This is a genomic window from Alteromonas sp. 1_MG-2023 (genome assembly GCF_030547075.1).
Lineage (GTDB): Bacteria > Pseudomonadota > Gammaproteobacteria > Enterobacterales > Alteromonadaceae > Alteromonas.
This window is the reverse complement of sequence record NZ_JAUOQH010000011.1, coordinates 37,974-61,667: the sequence shown is the minus strand read 5'-3', so window position 1 is coordinate 61,667 and position 23,694 is coordinate 37,974. Positions and strand designations below refer to the sequence as shown.

The window sequence follows — 23,694 nt, the reverse complement described above, 5'->3', positions numbered from 1 at the left end:
ATGCTTAATAGTTAAGTGGTGCGCAATTAGTGATTGACTGATTGCCACAACAAAAGGCAGGTGGGCCGTTTGCGAAGTCAAGCATGGAGTGCGTTCGTAGGAAGTAGCGTTAGCCCTGAATGTCTATCTAAAACAACGAAGTTTCAAAAACGCTATAAAGCGTTGAAACACGTCAAGACAGATAACAGGATTAAAAGTGAATATAAAACACACAAGTATATCAGCCATTGCTCTTGCAGTTTCTGTAGGATTGGTAAGCCACGCAGCAACAGCAGCAATAACAAAAAAAACGACAGCTATAAATACAACCAATGCGCCAGTAAAAGTGGAAGAGGAAAATACATCGTTTCAATCTTTACTCGGTAAACGACTTGCCCTCAAAGGCGAGTCTGCACAAGAAGAACAACGCTATATAATTAAATTCAAAGAAACATTAACTACAGATGTTATTAGCAATACCAGTAGCAGTAAGTCTGACTCGTCAGAGCTAGTTCAAGCTACTAAATCTCGTGTAAAACGACCTTTTGAAGTGCAATCTGCACGAAGTGAAATACAGAAGGTGGGAGGAGATGTTCGTAAAGAGCTTGGAAAACATCGCATGATGGCGGCCTCTTTGAGCCGCAGTGCCCTTAATAAACTTCGTAACAATACCAACATAGAAAGCATAGAAGTAGACGTAAAGCGCAAACCTATGGCGCAAACCACACCCTATGGTTACACAATGGTACAAGCTAATCAGCTTTCGCAAGCAGATACTACCGCTCGACGTGTATGTGTTATCGACACAGGGTACAACCTAGGGCATCCAGATTTACCCGGTACCAACGATGGTGTTACTGGCGAAGGCAATAATAGTGCTGTCGGAAATTGGTACAACGATGGTAATGGTCATGGTACCCATGTGGCTGGCACTATTGCCGCCTACGACAATAGCGAAGGGGTAGTAGGTGTTTACCCTGGTGTGAATCTGCATATCGTTAAAATATTTAATGATAATGGCGATTGGACTTATGCATCTGATCTCATTGACGCAATTTCACAGTGCCAAGATGCTGGGGCTAACGTAGTCAATATGAGCTTAGGGGGTGGTAGCGCGTCAACTACCGAACAAAACGCAATGCAAAGCTTTAATGACGACGGCTTATTACTCGTTGCTGCAGCAGGTAATGCAGGTACGAGTGCGAAGTCATATCCTGCCTCCTATGACGCAGTAATGTCGGTTGCCGCTGTAGATTCAAATGAAAATAGAGCAAGTTACAGTCAATACAATGACCAAGTTGAAATAGCAGCCCCTGGCAGTGCTGTTTATTCAACCTATCCTACTGATACATATGCCTCATTAAGTGGGACTTCAATGGCTACCCCACACGTAGCAGGTGGCGCGGCCTTGGTGTGGAGTTACTTCCCTCAGTGCTCAAACACGCAAATACGTAGTGCGTTAACATCCGCGGCAGAAGACAAAGGCACTAATGGACGGGATAATTTATATGGTTATGGGCTCATGCAGTTGGAAGACGCTTACAGCTATTTAAATACTAACGGCTGCGGTGGAAATGGTGGTTCAGATCCCGGCACCGACCCCACTGTTGAGCCAGTGTCAGGGGAACTAACAGGACTGTCGGCATCAAGAAGTAATTGGAACCGTTATACTTGGACTATTCCAGAAGGTGTGACAACGATGACAGTGCAAATCTCAGGGGGCTCAGGTGATGCAGACTTATACATGAAGTTTGGATCGCAGCCAGAAACCAATGATTTCGACTGCCGCCCTTATGCAAATGGTAATGACGAGGTGTGTACTTTTCAAGCACCAGCAACAGGTACTTGGCATATTGGTATTCGTGCCTATACTACGTATAGCGGATTAACGTTATCTTATTCATATGAATAAATAGAATGAGATAAAATGCTCCCCTCACACCGATTTAACAAGTGTTGGGGGGCTTTTTCGCTTTTTTTAAATAAAACCCTTTTGTCGTTAAGTGTCAGTTTTGTAAAGGGATCGTAAAGATCGGAACTAAAGCAAGCTTTATAGGGCCATAGGGCAGTATAGTTCACGCCTTTCTGGGCAGTGTAACTCCCTTCAAAACAATCACGAATTTAGTAAGGACGTTCAGTATATGCAATTTCAAATTCCGGCTTGGTTACGAAACGTAGCTATCGGTCTGGTGGCAGTTTCAGGTTTAGCCGCGTGCGGCGGCTCTGACAGCAACTCCGATTACTCGTATGCTTATATACAATTCTACAATGCGTCACCAAATGGTGCGAATGTAGAAATGCGAGAAGTCGATGAAGATAGCTTTGGCTCTGCGCAATTCGGTGATACTACTGCTATGTATTCGGTGGATAACGGTGAGATTGAACTAGAATTCATTCGCACGGATTCAGACGATCAAGAAGTACTTATAGATACATACACCGTTAAATTGAAAAATGGCGATAAGCATCTTATCGTGATGAGCGGTGATTTCTCTTCTCCAATTATCAGCGATTACAGCTATACCCGCGAAACGTTGGATGACCATTTCCGATTATTCGCACTTTCAGTAACAATCGATGAGGGTTCTTACGACTTCTACCTAGCTGAATCTGGCGACCCGTTTGAAGCCGCTAACTTCTTAGGTACAGTAACTGCTTCTGAAATGATTGAGTTTGATTACTGGGATCCAGATGATGACAGCGATTACTTTGACGAAGATGAGTATACGATTTATCTTACGGAGCCAGGTAGCACAGACGTGATTTTTGAGTCACAGACAATAGATTTCGCTTACGAGACTGAATATTTACTGACTATGCGTGATGTAAGTGGTGCTATTCAATCAGGCATAGTAGTAGATACTATCTTAAACTCTTCTACTGTTACTGAGTTGACCGACGTTGAAGCTGATGCTCAGTACCGTATTTATAACTCAACGAACATTTCTACTGCACTAGATGTCACGTTTGGTGGAAACACTGACGAAGAAGATGTTGCGTTTTCTCTAGAAGCGGACGAGTTATCTGACTTTACTGAAATTGGTTATGGCGATTATCGCGTAACAGTAACCGATTCATCTGGTGAAGCTACTACGTTAAGCAACAAGCTTATCACCCTAAACCAAGGTGAAAGTAAAGCTATCCTAATTTATGAAAAAGCCGGTGCACTTGGTGCGGTTACGTTCGTAGAAAGTGGACTTCCACAGGCTTACGACAAGACAGTTAACTTCATCAACCTAGTTGAAGACTTTGATGACGTAGATTTTTATCTAGTGCGTAACGATGAAACTATCGATACCGCAGAATACGATCTTCAAAACCTTGAATTCGGTGAAACTGACAGTGAAGTATTACCATCTGACTACTACGAAGTTATCGCAGTTTACGAAGATGATAACGAAGAGCAGATTCTGTTAGACCGCACATCATTGTTCGGATTTACTGAAGAAGAGAACTATATTGTAACTGTAGAGCCAGCAGACACTGCAACTGGCTATGAAATTAACATTTTGTATTAATCACTTATGTGAAACTTATACTAATTGATAATACTGGTAAGCTTTAAATACCGCCGGTTTCAGTTACCTTTAAAAAGACCATTACTTTCCTGTAATGGTCTTTTTTGCCTTTAGGGCGTTAATAATGGAGGGCTGAAATCCTCATGAGTGTAATCAAAAAGCTTCACCAAGTTACCACAGACGGCGCCTTAAGCTTCAGTGAGAAAGTTAACCGATTGCTAGAGATTGGCACTGAGGTTTTAGGCCTTGAAACAGGTATTGTTAGCTATGTGCATAACGATACCTACACAGTGGTACAAGCAATATCTCCGTTAAACGAGATTGCTAGCGGGGCTACGTTTCCGCTGGCTGATACCTATTGTGCTGATACCGTTAATGCTAATGGCATAATGGCTTATAACGACATCGATGTATTGCCAGGGGCTTCCCACCCTTGTTACGCACTTTACACATTGAAAAGCTATTTAGCCACGCCGATACAAGTGGACGGTAATTTGTATGGCACGTTGAACTTTTCGTCCACAATGGCAAAGAAGGAACCTTTTAGTGCCTTGGATTTTGATTATTTACTCTTACTTGCCGATTGGATTGGCGCTGAGGTGGCCAGGGATGAAGCATTAAGCGAAATCTTATCTCAGAAAACGGCATTAGAAGAACAAAACGCCCAGTTAAATCAGATTACTGAGTTGGCGGGGGTAGGCACTTGGGAACTTGATGTCGAAACAAAATCGCTAATATGGTCTGCAGCGTTAAAGCGAATGCTGAAATTAAACGAAAAACAAGACATGACGCCTGCTGGTGCGCTCAGGTTTATGGCAAATGATAAAGTCGAAAGCCTATATCGAAGCAAAATGCGAGAAATTGCCGAAACTGGTGAGGATTGGACTTACGAGTTCGAAGTGATTACCGATGCCGGAGAAAAGCGCAGATTAAAAAATAGCGCGCACCCTATCATGAAAGATGGGCGATGCTTGAAAATTATCGGCGCTACACGAGATATCACAGATCGATTTAATACGACACAAGCATTAAAGCAAAAAACCGCTATCGCTGAGCAGGCATTGAAAGCGCGTAGTGAATTTCTCGCTAACATGAGCCATGAGATAAGAACACCGATTCATGGAGTGCAAGGCATGCTTGAAACCCTTAATAGTTCGGTATTGACTGATCAGCAGAAAGAATATGCAAGCGTGGCTATGCGAAGCTCTGAGTCATTACTTAACATCGTAAATGATATATTAGATTTTTCTAAAATTGATGCAGGTCATATGAGCTATGATGTTGAACCGGTTAATTTTAAAGAACTAATAGAACATCAAATACCTATGTTTAGCCGCTTAGCCCAGAAAAAGGGAATTGAGTTAATCACTGAAACGGCAAATGTATCCAATACTCTGTTTTTGGCTGATTCACTGAGGTTAAGCCAAATTCTTATCAACCTTCTAAATAATGCAGTGAAATTTACCGACGAAGGCTCGATAAAAATAAGTGCACGAAGCACTAAATATGGTGTAGGCCGTTTTAGAGTGAAGCTTATTGTTACCGACACCGGTATAGGCATTAGTGAAGAACAGCAAAAAGTGATTTTCTCTCCCTTCCTTCAAGCTGAAGAATCTACCCAACGACGCTTCGGAGGCACAGGGCTAGGGCTTGCAATCGTGAGTAATATCGTAGAGCACTATGACGGCAAAATTGAAGTGTCGAGCGCGATTGGTGAGGGCGCACGCTTTGTTGTCTCTATGACGCTCGATTGCGCAAACGCTGGTAGTATAAGAGATAAAAGCCCAGCTATTGCTATCAATAGAACCACGCCCATCAGCAAAGCGGTTTTGTCTGAGTCTCGGGTGTTAGTGGTTGAAGATAACGAGATAAATCAAATCGTCATTAAAGAACAACTTAAGGAAATTGGTGTTTCGGTAGAGATAGCCAGTAATGGCGCATTAGGGTTAGAAAAGGTAAAAAGCGCAATTGCTAGAAGGAAGCCCTTCGACCTTATATTGATGGATTGCCATATGCCCATTATGGATGGGCTTACCGCAACAAAAGAAATCAGAGAGCTAGGGGAAACTATCCCTATTATCGCACTTACTGCTAACGCGTTAAGTGGTGAAAAAGAGAAATGCTTACGGGCGGGAATGGATGACTTTATATCTAAACCAGTGGGCGTGTCACGGTTAGGAGACTGTATTAACTATCACTTGTGGCATAAACAAGAGATGTTCAAAGATCCTGCTTGATAACCACCTTGGTTATCGGCCCCAGTATATGCTGGGGCTTTTTTATTTCTAACGTAAACTATTCGCTAATTTAATAAGCAAACTTGCTGCTTTATCAGTTTCGATAAAACGACGAGACAAACCGTAAATTCTTGGGTATAATGCGCCCAAGTTTCTGACACTTCCTTTGCGCTTTTTCGAATTCCTCGCGCATTTCAGAACTAAATCCAAATAAATCCCCATCGATTAAAAATAATCCAATTTAACGCTATCTCTAGCCCAAAATTTCTGTTATAGTTTCGCGCCCTTTTTATGGGGGTATGTATATAAATTCAACAATGTTTGTTGGGTTTAGCAGCAATAACGACTCGGCAGAGTCTCATAATAGAGCGGAGCACTAACATGATCCAAATGCAAACTAACCTGGACGTTGCAGACAACAGCGGCGCTCGCAGGGTTCAGTGTATTAAGGTTCTTGGTGGCTCGCATCGCCGTTATGCAGGTATCGGTGACATCATCAAAGTTACTGTGAAGGAAGCAATTCCTCGCGGTAAAGTTAAAAAAGGTGACGTACTGAATGCAGTGGTGGTGCGTACTAGAAAAGGCGTTCGTCGTGCAGATGGTTCATCCATTCGTTTTGACGGCAACGCAGCTGTTTTGCTTAACGCAAACAAGCAACCAATTGGTACGCGTATCTTTGGACCGGTAACCCGTGAGTTGAGAAGTGAAAACTTCATGAAAATCATCTCATTGGCCCCAGAGGTACTATAAGGAGTCACGATAATGGCTAATAAAATTCGTCGTGATGATGAAGTAGTCGTATTAGCGGGTAAAGACAAAGGCAAGCAAGGCAAAGTCCTTAAAGTGCTTATTGCTGATAACCGTGTAATTATAGAAGGTGTTAATCTTATCAAGAAGCACACTAAGCCAAACCCACAATTGGGTGTAGCTGGTGGGATTGTTGAGAAAGAAGCTTCTATTCACGTTTCTAATGTTGCGATTGTTAACCCGGCAACGGGCAAAGCAGATCGCGTTGGTTTCCGTTTCGAAGATGAGAAGAAAGTTCGTTTCTTCAAATCTAACGGCGAACTTGTTTAATTATATTGGAGAGTACGATGGCGAAACTGCATGATTTCTATAAAGAAACAGTAGTAGCTGAACTTGCTAAGCAGTTCGGGTACAAAAGCGTCATGCAAGTCCCTCGGATTGAAAAAATCACTCTAAACATGGGTTTAGGTGAAGCAATTGCTGACAAGAAGGTGCTTGAAAATGCTCAAGCTGACATGGCGGCTATCGCCGGTCAGAAGCCGATTGTTACAGTTGCTAGAAGATCAGTAGCGGGCTTTAAAATCCGTGAAGGTTATCCGATTGGCTGTAAAGTAACCTTACGCGGCGAGCGTATGTGGGAATTCCTTGAGCGTTTGATTTCAATCGCTATCCCACGTGTTCGTGACTTCCGTGGTTTGAACCCTAAGTCATTCGACGGTCGTGGTAACTACAGCATGGGCGTGCGTGAGCAAATCATTTTCCCTGAAATCGATTTCGATAAAGTGGATAAAGTTCGTGGTATGGATATTACTATCACTACCAGTGCGGACTCAAATGAAGAAGCACGTGCTCTGCTGGACGCGTTCAACTTCCCATTTAAAAAGTAGGGTGTAGGGTTATGGCAAAAGAATCAATGAAGGCCCGTGAAGTAAAGCGCGCTAAGCTAGTAGCTAAGTACGCCGAAAAACGTGCCGCACTTAAAGCGACTATCAGCGATGTTAACGTATCTGAAGAAGAGCGTTGGGACGCTGTTCTTAAGCTACAACAACTGCCACGTGACTCTAGTTCTTCACGTCAGCGTAACCGCTGCCGCGTAACTGGTCGTCCACATGGTTACCTTCGCAAATTCGGTCTTAGCCGTATCAAACTGCGTGAAGCAGCGATGCGCGGCGAAGTCCCTGGCCTTAAAAAAGCCAGCTGGTAAGGAGTAGCTGATAATGAGCATGCAAGATCCTATCGCGGATATGTTTACCCGCATCCGTAACGGCCAAATGGCAGAGAAAGTTTCGGTAGTAATGCCTTCTTCTAAAGTTCGCGTAGCAATATGCGAAGTATTAAAGTCTGAAGGTTATATTACTGACTTCGCTACATCTGGTGACGTTAAGCCTGTTTTAGAAGTTACGCTTAAGTACTTCGAAGGCAAGCAAGTAATTGACACTATTGAGCGTGTAAGCCGCCCAGGTCTGCGAATCTATAAGAAAAAAGATGAGCTACCTAAAGTAATGGGTGGATTGGGTGTCGCGATCGTGTCGACTTCTAAAGGTGTGATGACTGACCGTGCAGCGCGTAACGCTGGCATGGGCGGTGAGATCATCGGTTATGTAGCATAACGGAGGAGTTGAAATGTCACGAGTAGCAAAAGCCCCAGTAGACTTGGTTTCAGGTGTAGATATTTCTATCGCTGGCCAAGAAATTACCGCAAAAGGTAGTAAAGGCACTTTGACCCGCGTTTTTAACGACGCTGTAGAAGTTGTACAAGAAGAAAACCAACTGAAAGCACTTCCTCGTGAAGGTTTCGCTGACAGCTGGGCGCAAGCAGGTACTGCTCGCTCTCTTCTTAATGCAATGGTTCAAGGTGTTTCACAAGGTTTTGAGAAAAAGCTTCAGTTAAATGGTGTTGGTTACCGTGCACAAGCACAAGGTAGCAAACTAAACCTGACGCTTGGTTTCTCTCACCCAGTAGTATACGAGATGCCTGAAGGCATTACCGTTGAAACGCCTACGCAAACTGAAATCGTCGTGAAAGGCGCCGATAAGCAGGTTGTAGGACAGGTTGCGGCGAACATTCGCGCTTACCGTCCACCAGAGCCTTACAAAGGTAAAGGTGTACGTTACGCTGACGAACATGTACGTCGTAAAGAAGCTAAGAAAAAGTAGGTGGGTGATACGATGGATAAGAAAACAGCTCGCATTCGTCGCGCTACACGCGCACGAGCAAAAATTCGTGAACTGGCCGCGCATCGCTTGGTAATTAACCGTACACCTCGCCACATCTATGCTCAGTTAATCGCTCCTAGCGGTTCTGAAGTATTAGCAGCGGCTTCTACTGTAGATAAAGAACTTGCAAAAGATCTTAAGTCAACAGGTAACGCTGAAGCAGCGGCGATAGTCGGTAAAGCAATTGCAGAACGCGCTAAAGAGAAAGGCATTGAAAAAGTGGCTTTCGATCGTAGTGGTTTTAAATACCACGGTCGCGTTAAGGCATTAGCTGATGCAGCTCGCGAAGCTGGCCTTCAGTTCTAGGAGTTTATAATGGCTAAACAAGAAGTTCAGAACGGTGAACTATTAGAGAAATTGATTGCCGTAAACCGCGTATCTAAAGTGGTTAAAGGTGGTCGTATCTTTAGTTTCACTGCATTGACAGTAGTGGGTGACGGTAACGGTCGCGTAGGTTTTGGTTACGGTAAAGCACGTGAAGTGCCTGCTGCAATCCAGAAAGCTATGGAAAAGGCACGTCGCAACATGGTTGACGTTGACCTTAACGGCCATACGTTACAGCACCCTATTAAAGGTCGTCACTCTGGCTCTAAAGTCTACATGCAGCCTGCATCAGAAGGTACCGGTATTATTGCCGGCGGTGCAATGCGTGCAGTACTTGAAGTAGCTGGTGTACAGAACGTACTTTCAAAATGTTACGGTTCTACGAACCCAATCAACGTTGTTCGTGCAACAATCAACGCGCTGACAGAGATGAATTCTCCAGCGAAAGTTGCTGCGAAGCGTGGATTGTCTGTAACAGAAATTTTGGGGTAATCAGACATGGCAACGATTAAAGTAAAGCAAACTAAAAGTGCGATTGGCCGTTTGCCAAAGCACAGAGCTACGCTTAAAGGTTTAGGCCTTCGTAAAATCAACCATGTTCGTGAACTGGAAGATACGCCAAGTGTACGCGGCATGATTCACCGTGTTAATTACATGGTCGAAATAGTCGAGGAGTAAGTTATGCGTTTAAATACTATTGCTCCTGCTCCAGGAGCTAAACATTCTGGTAAGCGTACTGGTCGTGGTATCGGTTCAGGTCTAGGTAAAACAGGTGGCGCAGGTCACAAAGGTCAAAAAAGCCGTTCAGGTGGCCGTGTTAAGCCAGGATTTGAAGGTGGTCAGATGCCACTTCAGCGTCGTCTTCCTAAATTCGGTTTCACTTCACGCAAGAGCTTCGTTACTGATGAAGTAACGCTTGCAGAAATCGCAAAGGTTGATGGTGATACAGCATCTCTAGAAACTTTAAAAGCAGCTGGTCTTGTGAAAAAAGAGATTCAGTTCGTTAAAGTTATCAAGAGCGGTGAAGTATCACGCGCTGTTACAGTAAGCGGTTTAAAGGTTACTAAAGGCGCTAAAGAAGCGATTGAAGCTGCTGGCGGTAAAGTAGAGGAATAAGCTAGATGGCTAAACCAGGATTGGATTCAGGCGCAAAAAGCGGCTTGAGTGAGCTTAAAGCAAGATTGTTGTTCGTACTTGGTGCGATTGTTGTTTTCAGATTAGGTTCATACGTTCCTATCCCAGGCATCGATCCAGCTGTACTTGCAGACTTGTTCGAGCAACAGAAAGGTACCATTGTAGAAATGTTTAACATGTTCTCCGGTGGTGCGCTTGAGCGTGCATCCGTTCTGGCTTTGGGCATCATGCCATACATTACTGCATCAATTATTATGCAGTTGCTCTCGGTGGTTCATCCACCGATGATAGAGCTTAAAAAAGAAGGCGAAGCAGGTCGTCGTAAAATTAGTCAATACACGCGTTATTTAACGTTGGTGTTGGCTATCTTCCAATCAATTGGAATATCGACGGGTCTGCCTAACCTAATTAATGGACTGGTATTGAACCCTGGCTTCGGATTCTACTTTACGGCAGTAGTGAGCTTAGTCACAGGAACTATGTTCCTAATGTGGTTAGGTGAGCAAATTACTGAACGAGGTATCGGTAACGGTATTTCTATATTGATATTTGCTGGTATTGTTGCCGGTCTACCAACAGCGATAGGTCAGACGGCAGAACAAGCAAGACAAGGTGACATTAATTTGTTGTTCTTGTTGTTGATGGCTGTGATTGTTATTGCGCTTACATACCTTGTGGTATTTGTAGAGCGCGGACAGCGCAGAATTGTGGTAAACTACGCAAAGCGTCAGCAAGGCCGTCAGGTTTTTGCCGCGCAAAGCACGCATTTACCACTGAAAGTCAACATGGCTGGTGTTATTCCACCCATCTTTGCTTCCAGCATCATTTTGTTTCCGGGTACTATCGCAGGATGGTTCGGACAGAATGAATCTACAGCGTGGTTGCAGGACGTAGCACTTATGCTATCTCCAGGTCAGCCTCTGTATGTGATGTTATATGCAACAGCGATAATCTTCTTCTGCTTCTTCTACACGGCGTTGGTTTTCAACCCGCGTGAAACAGCGGATAACTTGAAGAAGTCTGGTGCGTTTGTACCAGGTATTCGTCCTGGTGAGCAAACATCACGTTATATCGATAAGGTAATGACTCGTCTGACTCTGGCAGGCGCACTGTACATAACCTTTATTTGTTTGGTGCCTGAATTCATGCTGATTGCCTGGAATGTTCCGTTCTACTTCGGTGGTACGTCGCTTCTAATTATCGTGGTGGTTATCATGGACTTTATGGCACAGGTGCAGACGCATTTGATGAGTAGTCAATATGAGTCTGTTCTGAAGAAAGCTAATCTTAAAGGCTACGGCCGTTAAGTTAGCCCCTTAATTTATAAGATAGGGGAGTGATGTAATGAAAGTTCGTGCATCAGTTAAAAAGATTTGCCGTAACTGTAAAGTTATCAAACGCAACGGTGTTGTGCGCGTAATTTGTACAGAGCCGAAGCATAAGCAAAGGCAAGGTTAATCTACGCGGTACTGAATACTCGCAAAGCTAATAAGCAGGGCCTGACTTATACTTATCAGGTTCTGCTGGTTTTGTTTAAAGTATTTAGAACCTAAATATTTGCAATTTAGTTGACGGGTAAGTATCCTATCGGGCTTTTTAGGTCGTCAACAATAAATTAGAGGAGTGCTGTTAATGGCCCGTATCGCTGGCATTAACATTCCTGAGCACAAGCATGCTGTAATCGCTATCCAAGCGATCTATGGCGTTGGTCCTACACGTGCTAAAAGCATTTGTGTAGGTGCTGGTGTTGCAGAAGATACAAAGATCAAAGAGCTAGACGAAGCGACTATTGATAAGCTTCGTGACGAAGTGGCTAAATTTACCGTTGAAGGTGATTTACGCCGTGAAGTCTCTATGAGCATCAAACGTTTGATGGACCTGGGTTGCTTCCGTGGTATTCGCCACCGTCGTAGCTTGCCTCTACGTGGTCAGCGCACTAAAACTAATGCGCGTACCCGTAAAGGTCCTCGTAAGCCAATTAAGAAGTAAACGGGGAATAAGTTATGGCTAAAGCACCAGCTCGTAGTACGCGTAAGCGCGCTAAACGTCAGGTTGCAGACGGTATGGCTCATATCCATGCGTCTTTCAACAACACAATTGTGACTATTACAGACCGTCAAGGCAATGCATTAGCATGGGCGACATCTGGTGGTTCAGGTTTCCGTGGTTCACGTAAATCTACCCCATTTGCTGCACAGGTTGCTGCAGAGCGTGCAGGTGTTGCTGCACAAGAATACGGTCTTAAAAACCTAGAAGTGTTTGTAAAAGGTCCAGGTCCAGGCCGTGAGTCTGCGATCCGTGCTCTTAACGCTACTGGTTATAAGATCACAAATATTACCGATGTGACACCAATTCCTCACAACGGTTGTCGTCCACCGAAAAAACGTCGCGTTTAATCGACGGACAGTTGGAGAAAGATCATGGCAAGATATTTGGGTCCAAAACTCAAACTTAGCCGTCGCGAAGGAACTGATTTGTTCCTTAAAAGCGGCGTTCGCGCAATCGATTCTAAATGTAAAATCGATACAGCGCCTGGTCAGCATGGAGCCCGTCGTGGCCGTTTGTCTGACTACGGTGTTCAGCTGCGTGAAAAACAAAAAGTTCGTCGTATGTATGGCGTTCTTGAAAAGCAATTCCGTAACTACTATAAAGAAGCTGCACGTCTAAAAGGGAACACAGGTGAAAACTTGTTACAACTTTTAGAAAAGCGTCTTGATAACGTAGTTTATCGTATGGGATTTGCTAGCACACGTGCTGAAGCACGTCAGCTAGTTAGCCACAAGGCGATCATGGTAAATGGTCAAGTTGTGAACATTCCATCATTCAACGTTTCTGCCGAAGACGTGGTTTCTGTTCGTGAAAAAGCTAAAAAGCAAGCTCGTATCGTAGCTGCTTTGGAACTGGCTGACCAACGCGAGAAGCCAACTTGGATTGAAGTAGACAGCACGAAAATGGAAGGTACTTTTAAGCGCCTACCAGAAAGAACTGATTTGTCTGCGGAAATTAACGAACAGTTGATCGTTGAACTTTACTCTAAGTAAAGCTAACTAAAGAGGAAGCATTGTGGGTTCTGTGACTGAATTCCTTAAACCGAGATTAGTTGAGATCGAAAACGTTTCTCCTACTCGTGCCAAAGTAACTTTGGAACCACTAGAGCGCGGCTTTGGCCACACTCTAGGTAACGCCCTACGTCGTATCTTGTTGTCATCCATGCCAGGATGCGCAGTTACTGAAGTAGAAATTGATGGCGTTCTTCACGAGTACAGCACCAAAGAAGGTGTGCAAGAGGACGTAATTGAAATCTTGCTAAATCTTAAAGGTTTAGCGGTTCGCCTTGAAGGTAAAACTGAGGCAACCCTAACTCTAGTGAAATCTGGCGCTGGCCCTGTTGTTGCTGGTGACATTCAGCATGATGGCGACGTAGAAATTGTTAACCCTGACCACTTAGTTTGTACTTTAACTGGCGAAGCTGAAATCAGCATGCGTATTAAAGTGGAAATGGGTCGCGGTTATGTACCAGCTTCTACCCGTCGCTCCTCTGAAGAAGATGATCGTCCAATTGGTCGTTTGTTAGTTGATGCTTCATACAGCCCAGTAGAGCGTATAGCTTATAGTGTAGAGTCTGCTCGTGTTGAACAACGTACAGACCTAGACAAATTGATTATCGATATGGAAACGAACGGTACTTTAGATCCTGAAGAAGCGATCCGCCGTTCTGCGACTATCCTAGCCGAACAGCTTGATGCATTCGTAGATTTACGTGATGTGTCTGAGCCAGAAGCGAAAGAAGAGAAGCCGGAATTTGATCCGATTCTACTTCGCCCAGTTGATGACCTAGAGCTAACTGTACGTTCTGCTAACTGTTTAAAAGCAGAAGCTATCCAGTACATTGGTGACCTGGTTCAGCGTACTGAGGTTGAGCTACTTAAAACGCCTAACCTTGGTAAAAAATCGCTAACTGAAATCAAAGATGTTCTAGCATCTCGTGGACTTTCTCTAGGTATGCGCCTAGAAAACTGGCCGCCTGAGAGCATCGCTGAAAAAGATTAATCAGGTTTTTAATAAACTGATTTGTAGAGAAGGATAAAACTATGCGCCATCGTAAGAGTGGTCGTCAGTTGAATCGCAACAGCAGCCATCGTCAAGCTATGTTCAAGAACATGGCCGGCTCTTTGGTCAAGCACGAAGTGATCAAAACGACGTTACCAAAAGCGAAAGAATTACGTCGCGTTATTGAGCCTCTTATCACTATGGCTAAGCAGGACAGCGTTGCAAACCGCCGTTTAGCTTTCGCCCGTACTGGTGATAAAGAAGTTGTTGGTAAACTATTCAACGAGCTTGGTCCTCGTTACGAAGCTCGCCCAGGCGGATACACTCGCATTCTTAAATGCGGACTCCGTGCTGGCGACAATGCCCCTATGGCATACGTTGAACTAGTAGACCGTCCAGTTGTTGAAGCTGAAGAAGAAGCAGTAGAAGCAACTGAAGAGTAATAAATACTCTTAATTCTGAGTTATCAGAATTATTAAAAAACCCGGCTTAGGCCGGGTTTTTTGTTTTTTGAATTTAATATTTGGATTAACTAAGAATTAATCCCGTTAATTGCAGGAAGCGCCGTTTCATACCTATACAAATCTTTGTATACTTGACTGATAATTAAGTATCAGGACGTGAGACTCTACTCACCCATTAAGGAAGTTTAAATGAAACCAGTAGTACTTGCAGGCGGCACCGGAAGTCGTTTATGGCCAAAATCACGGGCAGCATTGCCAAAGCAATTTCTTTCGCTCACCTCAGATAACACCATGTTGCAAGACACTATCGTTCGCTTGAATGGTACTAAAGCACAAAGCCCTATTTTTATATGTAATGATGCACATCGTTTTTTAGTTGCAGAGCAACTACGCCAAAAAGACATTCACCATGGCGGTATTTTACTTGAACCTGTAGGGCGCAATACTGCCCCAGCTATCGCGCTAGCTGCATTGCATGCAACCATGAACGGTGAAGACCCTGTTTTACTAGTATTAGCTGCAGATCACTTAATTAAAGACGAACCTGCATTTCATGCGTCTATTGAAAAAGCAGAAAAGTTGGCAGAGCAAGGTAAGTTAGTAACATTTGGTATAGTGCCTGACCAGCCTCATACTGGTTATGGTTATATCAAAGCTGGTAGTGAACTAGGTGATGGATTTGAAGTTGCTGAGTTTGTCGAAAAACCAGCACTTGAAACAGCGAAAGGGTACGTCGACTCTGGTGACTATTATTGGAATAGTGGCATGTTTATGTTTAAAGCTAGTAGATACTTAGAAGAGCTTGAGAAATATAGCCCTGAAATGCTAGATGTCTGTAAACGTGCTATCGACACTGAAACCCCAGACCTAGATTTTATACGAGTAGATCATGACATCTTTGCTACCTGCCCAGATGACTCTATCGATTATGCCGTAATGGAAAAAACAGACAGTGCTGCTATGGTTCCACTTGATGCCGAGTGGAGTGACGTAGGGAGCTGGACTTCGTTGTGGGAGACTGCAGAAAAAGACAAAGACGGAAATGTCTCAGTTGGAGATACTATTTTAGAAAATACCAAAAATAGCTATGTAAACGCTGAACAGCGTTTAGTATCTGTTATTGGTTTAGAAGACGTTATCGTAGTCGAAACAAAAGACGCAGTTATGGTTGCTCACAAAGACGATGCACAGAGTATCAAGAACGTAGTAAACAAACTCAAAGCCGAAAAACGTCCAGAATTTCAATTCCATCGTGAAGTATTTCGCCCTTGGGGCAGTTACGATTCAATTGATAATGGCGCTCGCTTCCAAGTTAAACGAATCACCGTTAAACCTGGCGAAAAACTATCTGTACAAATGCACCATCACCGTGCCGAGCATTGGATTGTGGTATCGGGAAGTGCCAATGTAACTATCGACGAAGAAACTCAATTAGTTACCGAAAACGAGTCGGTCTATATACCGATCGGTTCGGTACATGCCTTAGAAAATCCAGGTAAGATCCCATTGGAACTTATTGAAGTTCAGTCAGGCGCCTATTTAGGTGAAGACGACATAGTACGCTTTTCTGACAGATATGGGCGTGTAGCCAAGTAATATAAAGACCAACCAACCAACATTAAAATTTAAAACCGGCTTGTTAAATAAGCCGGTTTTTTTATGTAAGATCACTCTTTGTTATTTAGCTTTCCAATCTTGCAAAGATAGCAATTCAGCAAGGCATTTGCTGTAAAAAAATACTGTTTCTAGCGGTGTATAAAAAGCTATTTATTTTATACAGCACAGTATTTTTTTATTCCCACATACCGACCTCTTTTGTTGTTTTTTTTACAGTTTTAATCAGTCACTAAACTAGTTACACTACATCATCAAAAGGACATTATAGTTCACGGTAGTTTTCAGGAGATACCATGCCACGTGCTGTTATTATTGCTGTAGGAGATCTTTCCCTTAATCCTATCGAAGCGCTAGCAGAAAAGCACAATATTCGTTGCACAAGTATACAAGCGTTAGACGTAAACAATATTACTAGCATTGATAACTTGGTAGGAGATACAGAAGAAGTAAAAGGGGCTAGTGCAATCACTGACTGCTTACTTGTTCAAACGCAACAAGGTGCATTTAAACAAGCCACTGCTTTTAAAGACATTGAAACACTACTTGTATATAGCTTACCCGAAACATACTTATCGCAACACTTGGCAGCGAAGCATACTGAAAAATCAGTTCATGCGTTATTACAAACTTGGCAAGAAGACATGCAAGGTGCACTTCATACCGCTGAGCAAAGCACAAATATAAAACTGTGTTCATTAAACGATATTCTTGATAACCCTCGAGCGTTTTTCTCAGACGTTTTCAATGAAAACATTGATTGTAGCAGTATTCCTCTTGATTCTGACATAGTACAAAAGGCCGAAGTGTTAAGCGCATCGGCTTGGCTGGTTGATAAAGATGAACTTTATGAGTTATACGACGATGCTCTGTCTATAGGCACCTTGTATGGTGAGTTTGTTGTTCATCTAAGCCCTGAGGCAGATACCTTTAAGTCCGGTGCTAAAACGCTCTGTGAACTAACGCTAAAAATGCGAGCTACGTTAACTAAAGTTGCAAAATTAGAAAAGCAAATTACTGGATGTAATAGCACTTTAGCAGCAAAAAGCGCCGAGCAAGAAACAATTAAAATAACGTTGGGCGAGCTTACACAGCAGTTAAACGAAGAAAAAGAACGTTATAGAGAAACATCAAATCAAATCGAAAAGTTAAAGCTACAAAATGTTGATGTCGAGAAGGCAAATACACAATTACATACCGAGTTAGTGACAGAGCGTGAAAAGCTGTCAGCTATTGAGTTACGGAGCGCTGAGCTAAACGAAAAGCTCAGCACAGCAGTAAAAAAAGCGAATAGGCTGCAACAAGTAGAGAGCGCATTAAAGTCGTCTTTAGAACAAGTTACAGCGCTTGAAAAGCAACTGATAAATGCAAGCGACGATGACCAGCTTACTAAAGCACAAATTGTACAGCTTCAAGAAGAATTAGAATTTACCGCAGATAAAGCAAACAAACTAGAACAAGCGGAAGCGAATGCCAAGGCGTTTTCTATTAAAAATACCGAATTAGAAAAACAGCTTGCAACGGCGAACGATGATGCTCAACTATTTCAACTTCAAATTACACAATTGCAAGAAGAGTTAGAGGGCACGTTTAAACAACTTCAGGCTGTGAAAAACAATGAGAGTAATTATCAAAAGAATACTGAAGCGTTAGCGCATCTGAATAAATCCGCAATTGAAATGACCGACGTAAACGCGATACTTACTACGCAATTATCGCAGCTTCAAAACGAGGTAGAACAAACAGATGCTGAAAAAGCGAAATTGCGTACTGAACTTGACTCAGTCCTCACTCAACAAGGCAAGCAACAACAAGCCATGTTAGAAAGTGAAAAAAAATCGCAAAATGCTGACGTAGAGCTTGAACTGGCATCGCTTCAAATTACCCAGCTACAAGAAGAATTAGAACACTACTATTTAGCATTACAAGAGAGTGAGCGTTCGTTGAAAAAAGGGTTAACACACAGCACTATGAACACTAATAAAATTCAAACTAAGGTTTTTGACAAGGTAACAGCGCAAGGCATATCCGTTACCGGCCAGTATTCTGAAGGTGATTATAAAGATATTCACTTGTGCCTTCATAATGTAATGCTACCAACGGGCAATATGATAGAAAGCATTCATGCAAAGCTAATAATAGTCTCAGGTCATGTTGGTATAGAATTTAGGGCTGAAGACAACGAGCGCTTGTTTAGAGAACACGAAGATGCGGCCGATGCATATGGCCCTTATTTACGTTACTTTCTAACTGCTCCTGAAGGTGCACAAACGCAACAGCAAAAAACTGTAGAGCGCATGAATGCGTCAGAGCGCTTACTTATTATGGGCTGCATTAACGCTATAGCCTTGCAACTACAAAATAACAACATAGAAACCGCCGTTAATGTAATGCCTGATAGTTGGCGGGAGTGGCGTAAAGCTTCATTAGCATTCGTACAACATGTAGACAATCTGCCAAATTGGCTAAGCTTTGATAGCGTGCACTTGCGTGAAGAATATGTTACTGACGGGTACGAGCACTTGTGGTTAGTATTTAGCGGTGTGTTATTAGGAAATGTATGGCGTAATAGCCTAGAGCTAAAACTCTCAGCTAATGCGATAGGTTCAGCTAATAATGGCGAATTTAGCGAGGCTTTAAATTTAGAATTTAGAGAGTTAGACGACGGCAGTGCACCTCTGATGGCATGGCCGCCAGAGAATGTTGATGATTATGGCCCTAAGTTAAGTGTAGCAGTCGATAACCTAGCAATGTTAAGTAAGCTTGCGGACCAAGATGTAAATCTGATAGAGCATTTAGTAAACAACTTTCCTAGTATTTTAGAAAAGCTAGAACTGGAAGGTCACGAATTGGCACATAGCAAGGATGCATGGGGAAGTGCGATTACTGCGTTGTTGTCAGTTACTGCAAAATCAACAATACATCCTGAGGAAATAGACACTGTAAGCCAAAACGAAATCACTGAAAATATGCCTGATATTACGCTTGTGACATGCGAAGAGGTCATAAGTGTAGGAAACTATCAACATTTAGTATTTACGCAGAAAGGTAACAATACAAAAATAAAACTGCGAGCAGAAGATGTAAATCCCGACACATTTGACGCAGAAATGTATGTTGAACTGAGGGATGGTACCAGTGACGTTATTTACAGAGATTCAGAATTTTTTGGTGAAGACGGTTATGGACCACGTGTTTTAATACCATTAGAACATATAATTAGTCAGCAAAAATTAAATGAAGGTAATGAGTTCGTTTGGGCGACTCAAGCATTTGCTGCAATTGCCTGTTATTTAAATGAGTCTAATGAACTAGATGATATTGTTAATAGACTGTGGCTAAATTTAATAGCGAGAAAGCAAAAGTAATGAGCCTATAAAAATTTAGGTGCTTTTGCTATCAGAAAGATGATTTACTGAATAAGGTCTAGTTGTGCTATGGAATTTGACTTGTCCAAGCTTTTACCCTCTAACTATGAACAGTTGGGGACGATTGTACACATAGGTGCCGGAACTGGTGCGTATGTAAACGCACTAGTAGAAACTAGCCCCAAAAAAATTGTTTTAGTGGAAGCATCAGAGACCTTATTCTCTCAATTAAAAAGAAAGGTTAAAAAGTTACCTTATGCGAGTATTAAATGTGCATGGATACTACCAATAGGTCAAGAAAACCATGAAGTATATTGCTTTTCTAATCCTCGCTATAACTCATTGTCAAAACCAAAAGATGATAAGTCTGCATTTAGTAGTCGATTCTCAGTAGAGAAACGAAATATTAAAGGTGTTCCTATAGATGTATTTTTATACTCATTAGAACTAAGCAAATCTCAAAAAAATGTATTTTTTCTGTCAATCCTTGGTGGTGAAAAACTATTGCTTTTAAAAGAGCTAAAAGGATTATCAGAGCTTTTCGATTATGTCATCATTGAAGCCCCTTACGAGAATCGATTCGAAGAAAAATGGACGCACGATGATGAAATTGAAAGTTTCATACACCTATCAACCACTTCTTATGGCGTACACGAAAGCACATTTTTTGTCTATAAGCTCAATAAACAGTTAGTCACATTAAGTAATGAATATTTGGCTCTAAACGGCGAAAATTCGCAACATCTTGCTAATATTGAAAGCCTTAAAGACTTACTTCAAGAAACAACACAAGATTACATAGAAAGAATAGATAGTTTGGAACAGAAGTTAATATTGCAGCAAAGAAATATTACTGATTGCCAAGAATCCGAACGACAATTGTCTCGGCAACTTACCAATAAAAGAGCTGAGGCTGAAAAATCTTATGAGTTGCATAGACAATGCAACCAATGGGCTAAAAAATTAGAAGAACAAAACAAAGAGCTTGAAAGCAGTCATGCAAATTTGAATGGCGAGTTAATGAAGTGTAACAACATCTTAGAATCGTTGAGAAAAGAAAAGGCAGAGTTAGATGAGCGAATATCTCTCCGAGAGAAGTCTTTGCAGCTATCGCTAAAATCTTATCTTCGTATGGAAGAAGAAAATAGTTCACTGCGCCATAGTTTGAAAGAGAAGATTATAAGCGAAGAAAAGTTAATGGTATTAATCGAAAATTTAGTGACTTTTTCTAAAAGTGCCTCGACTTATTTAATGAGTGTTCAAACGCAATTAAATGATGAAGTTGATAAGGGAACAAACAATTGAAACTTGACGTTGACGAGTTACGAGCTCTTTTGGAAAAGAGCGAGGAATTATTTAATGATCCTGCAGTTCAGGAATTCGACTCAAGTAGTTTGAAGTTTAAGAAAAGTACGGCAGATACACAACCCGTAGAGCATATAAAGACAAGTACTCTAACAAAAAAATTCGAAATACGATCAATCCACCATTTTGCATGTAGTGGAGGTTCGCTTATTTCAAAATGTCTTGATGCTATGCCAAGAGTTCGTCTTTTAAGTGAATTGCATCCTCTTGCTCGGAAACACCTTCAAACTCAAAGTCACAAATTTACACCATCAGACCTTATTTCTTGCGCATATTACGCTGAAGTCTCAGACTTAGATGAACTCGCTGTGAAAATAATGGATAGCTCTATAAAACTGTCGGTACAACATGCTTTCTATAATAGTGAGATACTCGTATTTAGAGAGCATAGCCATACTGATTATTGTTGCGGTGACAAGCCACTCGACCTCCGATTATTTAAAAGGATAGCTAACGAAAACTATCCTAATCTCGCGATAGCAACAGTTAGAAATCCAATCGATAGTTTTTTATCTTTGCAAAAGAATAATTGGGTTCACTTTTCCCCATCGACTTTTGATGAATATTGTAAGAGGCTAAATTTATTTTTATCTTATTACGAGGACGAAGATATTTTCTACTACGAAAAGTTTCTCGATAACCCCAAGCAAGTTATGCAAGAAATGTGTTGTAAGCTAGACGTTCCGTTCAGTGAAAGTTTTTTAGAAACCTATAGCACTAGAAAGATCACTGGGGATAGTGGTAGAGGCGCTCAAAATATTACGCGGCTAAAGCGCCGTGAGGTAACACCTGAACTCAATATAGATATAAATAACTCGCTAGAGTATAAAAAATTTGTTCAAAGATTTGAATACTACAAGAGAAAGTCGGAGATACTTTAGTTATGAATTTTTATCACATTATCAACCCGTATAAGGTTGATGATAGTTCAGATGCATATCAAGAACAAAAAATGACTCTTGAATCGCTATTTGAGGCAATTAACTATGTTGATGACAGTACAACCGTCAATATTGTAATGAAAGTTTCACAAGAGGATTTTGATTACTTCGCAAGCTCCTATGGCGATGATAAAAGAGTTAAGCTTCTTAAGTTAAAAACAGATAGTAGCGAATTGCAGCCACCCTTTAACGTGGTGAGAAAGTTACCGCTTCTAAATGACCTTCTCGACTTAACAGAATTAAGCGATACAATTCATGATGAAGATTTAATTGTCGCAACTAACATGGATATTTGTGTTCAACCTTTCTTTTATACGGAATTAAAAAGACTCAATAATACTGGTCGTGATATTTTCGTAGTCAATAGGCGAACAATACCTAAAGAATTGATAAAAAAAGATCTTATTGATGCATACATATCGGAAGGAGATCAACATATCGGGCATGATTGCTTTGTATTTCCGTACGAAGCACTTAAAAAATTTGATTTAAGAGAGCATATTTTAGGAATAGGATTCGTTTTTCGCCCGTTTCTCTTGAACTGCATACTTCACGCAAAAAGGTTTGATGAATTAGATAATGCTTATCTTACTTTCCATTATGGAGATGATATGTTGTGGAAAAATGAGAAATTTAGTGATTATCTTGAACACAATAAGCAGAAACTAATAGAGGTCTATAAAGCCAACTTTGATCTAATAGAACAAGCTAGAAAGAATTCAGATAAGAAGCTCTGGATTGAAAAGTTTTTTAATTTTGCATTCTTAGAGTAAATTATAGTGCTAAATTTAGGAAAAGAACTAGAACAAGAATATGGTACACACAGAGCCGGATGGGCATATGCGGTCAGCTGTTTAGGCGACTATCATGATGAACACGGGCCAGATTTTATCAGCTTTTTAGAGAAAAAGTTCGTATTCGGCTCTGATGTTGGGGATTTCAGCAATCAGTTTTCGCAACCAGATAGACCTTGGGTTGGGGTTGTTCATTGTCCAGTTCAGGTTCCTATATGGTTTAACCGCCATTATTCACCAGAAGTTTATTTTAAAACGGAAGCATTTGTGAAGGCTCAGGAGCTTTGCGCGGGACTTATTTCATTGTCTACACCATTAACCGCATGGCTTCATGAAAATGTTGATGTTCCCATAACCACATTACTTCACCCTACTGAAGCATGTGAAAAGCAATTCGATGAAGCAATGCTTCTTGAAGATAAGCCTTTAAAAGTAGTACAACTTGGATTTTGGTTAAGAAAACTTCATGCCATTCATCAATTAAAACTAAGTTCAACTGACTTTAAAAAGTTTACAGTCGGATCGTCTCGCCCCCATCAATCACGAGTTATCAATATCGAGAAAAATATTTTTAATGTTAAACCTGAGACCGTTCGTGACGTGAAGCAGGTAGGTTTTCTTGATAACACTGAATACGATAATTTATTGGCAGAGTCGGTAGTATTCGTCGACTTCTACGATACTAGTGCTAATAATGCGATTATAGAATGTGTAGTAAGAGGGACTCCTGTAATTTGCCCGCCTCTTAAAGCAATAGTTGACTACCTTGGGCCACAATATCCACTATATTTCAGAGATAAAGATGAGGCCGAGGAGATTCTAAAGGATAGAGATAGGCTAATAAAAGGAAGCCGATATCTGAAATATAGCGGCATAGCGAGTAAATTGTCTTTAGAACAATTTAAGAGTGACTTTGCAAACATAAATTATAAGGGTTGATAA

General features: G+C 41.7%; 26 protein-coding genes. All 26 read left to right on the top strand.

What is annotated here, in order from left to right:
- The first annotated feature begins 202 nt into the window (after positions 1–202).
- The 26 genes from Q4561_RS12780 (at position 203) to Q4561_RS12655 (ending at position 23,691) form a co-directional block, all read left to right on the top strand.
- Complete coding sequence (locus Q4561_RS12780) at positions 203–1,891, top strand: S8 family serine peptidase (protein ID WP_303461085.1); 1,689 nt, start codon at positions 203–205, stop codon at positions 1,889–1,891.
- Between the two features lie 229 nt (positions 1,892–2,120).
- Positions 2,121–3,497 carry a DUF4397 domain-containing protein gene (locus Q4561_RS12775; RefSeq protein ID WP_303460946.1) on the top strand — a complete coding sequence of 459 codons (1,377 nt, stop codon included), beginning with the start codon at positions 2,121–2,123 and terminating at the stop codon, positions 3,495–3,497.
- Positions 3,498–3,640: 143 nt separating this feature from the next.
- Positions 3,641–5,734, top strand: coding sequence for a GAF domain-containing hybrid sensor histidine kinase/response regulator (locus Q4561_RS12770; protein WP_303460944.1), 2,094 nt, complete (start codon positions 3,641–3,643; stop codon positions 5,732–5,734).
- 381 nt (positions 5,735–6,115) lie between these two features.
- Positions 6,116–6,484, top strand: coding sequence for a 50S ribosomal protein L14 (gene rplN, locus Q4561_RS12765; protein WP_013786228.1), 369 nt, complete (start codon positions 6,116–6,118; stop codon positions 6,482–6,484).
- A 12-nt stretch (positions 6,485–6,496) separates the two neighbouring features.
- Positions 6,497–6,811, top strand: coding sequence for a 50S ribosomal protein L24 (gene rplX / locus Q4561_RS12760; protein ID WP_013786227.1), 315 nt, complete (start codon positions 6,497–6,499; stop codon positions 6,809–6,811).
- 17 nt (positions 6,812–6,828) lie between these two features.
- A complete protein-coding gene (gene rplE, locus Q4561_RS12755; RefSeq protein WP_013786226.1) occupies positions 6,829–7,368 on the top strand; it encodes a 50S ribosomal protein L5 in 540 nt (179 codons plus the stop codon).
- 11 nt (positions 7,369–7,379) lie between these two features.
- Positions 7,380–7,685, top strand: coding sequence for a 30S ribosomal protein S14 (gene rpsN, locus Q4561_RS12750; RefSeq protein ID WP_013786225.1), 306 nt, complete (start codon positions 7,380–7,382; stop codon positions 7,683–7,685).
- A 13-nt stretch (positions 7,686–7,698) separates the two neighbouring features.
- Positions 7,699–8,091 (top strand): 30S ribosomal protein S8, encoded by a 393-nt coding sequence (gene rpsH / locus Q4561_RS12745; protein ID WP_303460941.1) that lies wholly within the window; start codon positions 7,699–7,701, stop codon positions 8,089–8,091.
- Between the two features lie 13 nt (positions 8,092–8,104).
- Positions 8,105–8,638, top strand: a complete 534-nt coding sequence (gene rplF / locus Q4561_RS12740) for a 50S ribosomal protein L6 (RefSeq protein WP_057795824.1) — start codon at positions 8,105–8,107, stop codon at positions 8,636–8,638.
- A gap of 12 nt (positions 8,639–8,650) precedes the next feature.
- Complete coding sequence (gene rplR / locus Q4561_RS12735; protein ID WP_041453128.1) at positions 8,651–9,004, top strand: 50S ribosomal protein L18; 354 nt, start codon at positions 8,651–8,653, stop codon at positions 9,002–9,004.
- 9 nt (positions 9,005–9,013) lie between these two features.
- Positions 9,014–9,514 (top strand): 30S ribosomal protein S5, encoded by a 501-nt coding sequence (gene rpsE, locus Q4561_RS12730; RefSeq protein WP_063456745.1) that lies wholly within the window; start codon positions 9,014–9,016, stop codon positions 9,512–9,514.
- A 6-nt stretch (positions 9,515–9,520) separates the two neighbouring features.
- On the top strand, positions 9,521–9,700 hold the full coding sequence (gene rpmD, locus Q4561_RS12725; protein ID WP_013786220.1) for a 50S ribosomal protein L30: 180 nt from the start codon (positions 9,521–9,523) through the stop codon (positions 9,698–9,700).
- Positions 9,701–9,703: 3 nt separating this feature from the next.
- Positions 9,704–10,138, top strand: coding sequence for a 50S ribosomal protein L15 (gene rplO, locus Q4561_RS12720; protein WP_013786219.1), 435 nt, complete (start codon positions 9,704–9,706; stop codon positions 10,136–10,138).
- Between the two features lie 5 nt (positions 10,139–10,143).
- Entirely contained in the window at positions 10,144–11,463 is a 1,320-nt protein-coding gene (secY, locus tag Q4561_RS12715; protein ID WP_013786218.1) for a preprotein translocase subunit SecY, read from the top strand.
- Between the two features lie 37 nt (positions 11,464–11,500).
- Positions 11,501–11,614: a 50S ribosomal protein L36 gene (gene rpmJ / locus Q4561_RS12710; RefSeq protein ID WP_013786217.1), complete on the top strand. Its 114-nt coding sequence runs from the start codon at positions 11,501–11,503 to the stop codon at positions 11,612–11,614.
- Positions 11,615–11,788: 174 nt separating this feature from the next.
- Complete coding sequence (gene rpsM, locus Q4561_RS12705) at positions 11,789–12,145, top strand: 30S ribosomal protein S13 (RefSeq protein WP_013786216.1); 357 nt, start codon at positions 11,789–11,791, stop codon at positions 12,143–12,145.
- 14 nt (positions 12,146–12,159) lie between these two features.
- Positions 12,160–12,552 carry a 30S ribosomal protein S11 gene (gene rpsK / locus Q4561_RS12700; RefSeq protein ID WP_013786215.1) on the top strand — a complete coding sequence of 131 codons (393 nt, stop codon included), beginning with the start codon at positions 12,160–12,162 and terminating at the stop codon, positions 12,550–12,552.
- A gap of 24 nt (positions 12,553–12,576) precedes the next feature.
- On the top strand, positions 12,577–13,197 hold the full coding sequence (gene rpsD / locus Q4561_RS12695) for a 30S ribosomal protein S4 (protein ID WP_013786214.1): 621 nt from the start codon (positions 12,577–12,579) through the stop codon (positions 13,195–13,197).
- Positions 13,198–13,216: 19 nt separating this feature from the next.
- A complete protein-coding gene (gene rpoA, locus Q4561_RS12690) occupies positions 13,217–14,206 on the top strand; it encodes a DNA-directed RNA polymerase subunit alpha (RefSeq protein WP_041452624.1) in 990 nt (329 codons plus the stop codon).
- Between the two features lie 41 nt (positions 14,207–14,247).
- A complete protein-coding gene (gene rplQ, locus Q4561_RS12685) occupies positions 14,248–14,649 on the top strand; it encodes a 50S ribosomal protein L17 (RefSeq protein WP_013786212.1) in 402 nt (133 codons plus the stop codon).
- A 210-nt stretch (positions 14,650–14,859) separates the two neighbouring features.
- A complete protein-coding gene (locus Q4561_RS12680) occupies positions 14,860–16,266 on the top strand; it encodes a mannose-1-phosphate guanylyltransferase/mannose-6-phosphate isomerase (protein ID WP_303460934.1) in 1,407 nt (468 codons plus the stop codon).
- A gap of 314 nt (positions 16,267–16,580) precedes the next feature.
- Positions 16,581–19,652: a hypothetical protein gene (locus Q4561_RS12675; RefSeq protein WP_303460933.1), complete on the top strand. Its 3,072-nt coding sequence runs from the start codon at positions 16,581–16,583 to the stop codon at positions 19,650–19,652.
- A gap of 69 nt (positions 19,653–19,721) precedes the next feature.
- Positions 19,722–20,957 carry a hypothetical protein gene (locus Q4561_RS12670; protein WP_303460932.1) on the top strand — a complete coding sequence of 412 codons (1,236 nt, stop codon included), beginning with the start codon at positions 19,722–19,724 and terminating at the stop codon, positions 20,955–20,957.
- On the top strand, positions 20,954–21,898 hold the full coding sequence (locus tag Q4561_RS12665) for a hypothetical protein (RefSeq protein WP_303460930.1): 945 nt from the start codon (positions 20,954–20,956) through the stop codon (positions 21,896–21,898). The genes Q4561_RS12670 and Q4561_RS12665 overlap by 4 nt, the downstream gene beginning before the upstream one ends.
- A gap of 2 nt (positions 21,899–21,900) precedes the next feature.
- A complete protein-coding gene (locus Q4561_RS12660) occupies positions 21,901–22,731 on the top strand; it encodes a hypothetical protein (RefSeq protein ID WP_303460928.1) in 831 nt (276 codons plus the stop codon).
- 6 nt (positions 22,732–22,737) lie between these two features.
- Entirely contained in the window at positions 22,738–23,691 is a 954-nt protein-coding gene (locus tag Q4561_RS12655; protein WP_303460927.1) for a hypothetical protein, read from the top strand.
- Positions 23,692–23,694 lie beyond the last annotated feature (3 nt).

Bases quoted from the DNA above. Each gene is read 5' to 3' on its own strand.
- Q4561_RS12775 (WP_303460946.1), top strand. From the start codon at position 2,121: ATGCAATTTCAAATTCCGGCTTGGTTACGAAACGTAGCTATCGGTCTG.
- Q4561_RS12770 (WP_303460944.1), top strand. From the start codon at position 3,641: ATGAGTGTAATCAAAAAGCTTCACCAAGTTACCACAGACGGCGCCTTA.
- rplN (WP_013786228.1), top strand. From the start codon at position 6,116: ATGATCCAAATGCAAACTAACCTGGACGTTGCAGACAACAGCGGCGCT.
- rplX (WP_013786227.1), top strand. From the start codon at position 6,497: ATGGCTAATAAAATTCGTCGTGATGATGAAGTAGTCGTATTAGCGGGT.
- rplE (WP_013786226.1), top strand. From the start codon at position 6,829: ATGGCGAAACTGCATGATTTCTATAAAGAAACAGTAGTAGCTGAACTT.
- rpsN (WP_013786225.1), top strand. From the start codon at position 7,380: ATGGCAAAAGAATCAATGAAGGCCCGTGAAGTAAAGCGCGCTAAGCTA.
- rpsH (WP_303460941.1), top strand. From the start codon at position 7,699: ATGAGCATGCAAGATCCTATCGCGGATATGTTTACCCGCATCCGTAAC.
- rplF (WP_057795824.1), top strand. From the start codon at position 8,105: ATGTCACGAGTAGCAAAAGCCCCAGTAGACTTGGTTTCAGGTGTAGAT.
- rplR (WP_041453128.1), top strand. From the start codon at position 8,651: ATGGATAAGAAAACAGCTCGCATTCGTCGCGCTACACGCGCACGAGCA.
- rpsE (WP_063456745.1), top strand. From the start codon at position 9,014: ATGGCTAAACAAGAAGTTCAGAACGGTGAACTATTAGAGAAATTGATT.
- rpmD (WP_013786220.1), top strand. From the start codon at position 9,521: ATGGCAACGATTAAAGTAAAGCAAACTAAAAGTGCGATTGGCCGTTTG.
- rplO (WP_013786219.1), top strand. From the start codon at position 9,704: ATGCGTTTAAATACTATTGCTCCTGCTCCAGGAGCTAAACATTCTGGT.
- secY (WP_013786218.1), top strand. From the start codon at position 10,144: ATGGCTAAACCAGGATTGGATTCAGGCGCAAAAAGCGGCTTGAGTGAG.
- rpmJ (WP_013786217.1), top strand. From the start codon at position 11,501: ATGAAAGTTCGTGCATCAGTTAAAAAGATTTGCCGTAACTGTAAAGTT.
- rpsM (WP_013786216.1), top strand. From the start codon at position 11,789: ATGGCCCGTATCGCTGGCATTAACATTCCTGAGCACAAGCATGCTGTA.
- rpsK (WP_013786215.1), top strand. From the start codon at position 12,160: ATGGCTAAAGCACCAGCTCGTAGTACGCGTAAGCGCGCTAAACGTCAG.
- rpsD (WP_013786214.1), top strand. From the start codon at position 12,577: ATGGCAAGATATTTGGGTCCAAAACTCAAACTTAGCCGTCGCGAAGGA.
- rplQ (WP_013786212.1), top strand. From the start codon at position 14,248: ATGCGCCATCGTAAGAGTGGTCGTCAGTTGAATCGCAACAGCAGCCAT.
- Q4561_RS12680 (WP_303460934.1), top strand. From the start codon at position 14,860: ATGAAACCAGTAGTACTTGCAGGCGGCACCGGAAGTCGTTTATGGCCA.
- Q4561_RS12675 (WP_303460933.1), top strand. From the start codon at position 16,581: ATGCCACGTGCTGTTATTATTGCTGTAGGAGATCTTTCCCTTAATCCT.
- Q4561_RS12670 (WP_303460932.1), top strand. From the start codon at position 19,722: ATGGAATTTGACTTGTCCAAGCTTTTACCCTCTAACTATGAACAGTTG.
- Q4561_RS12660 (WP_303460928.1), top strand. From the start codon at position 21,901: ATGAATTTTTATCACATTATCAACCCGTATAAGGTTGATGATAGTTCA.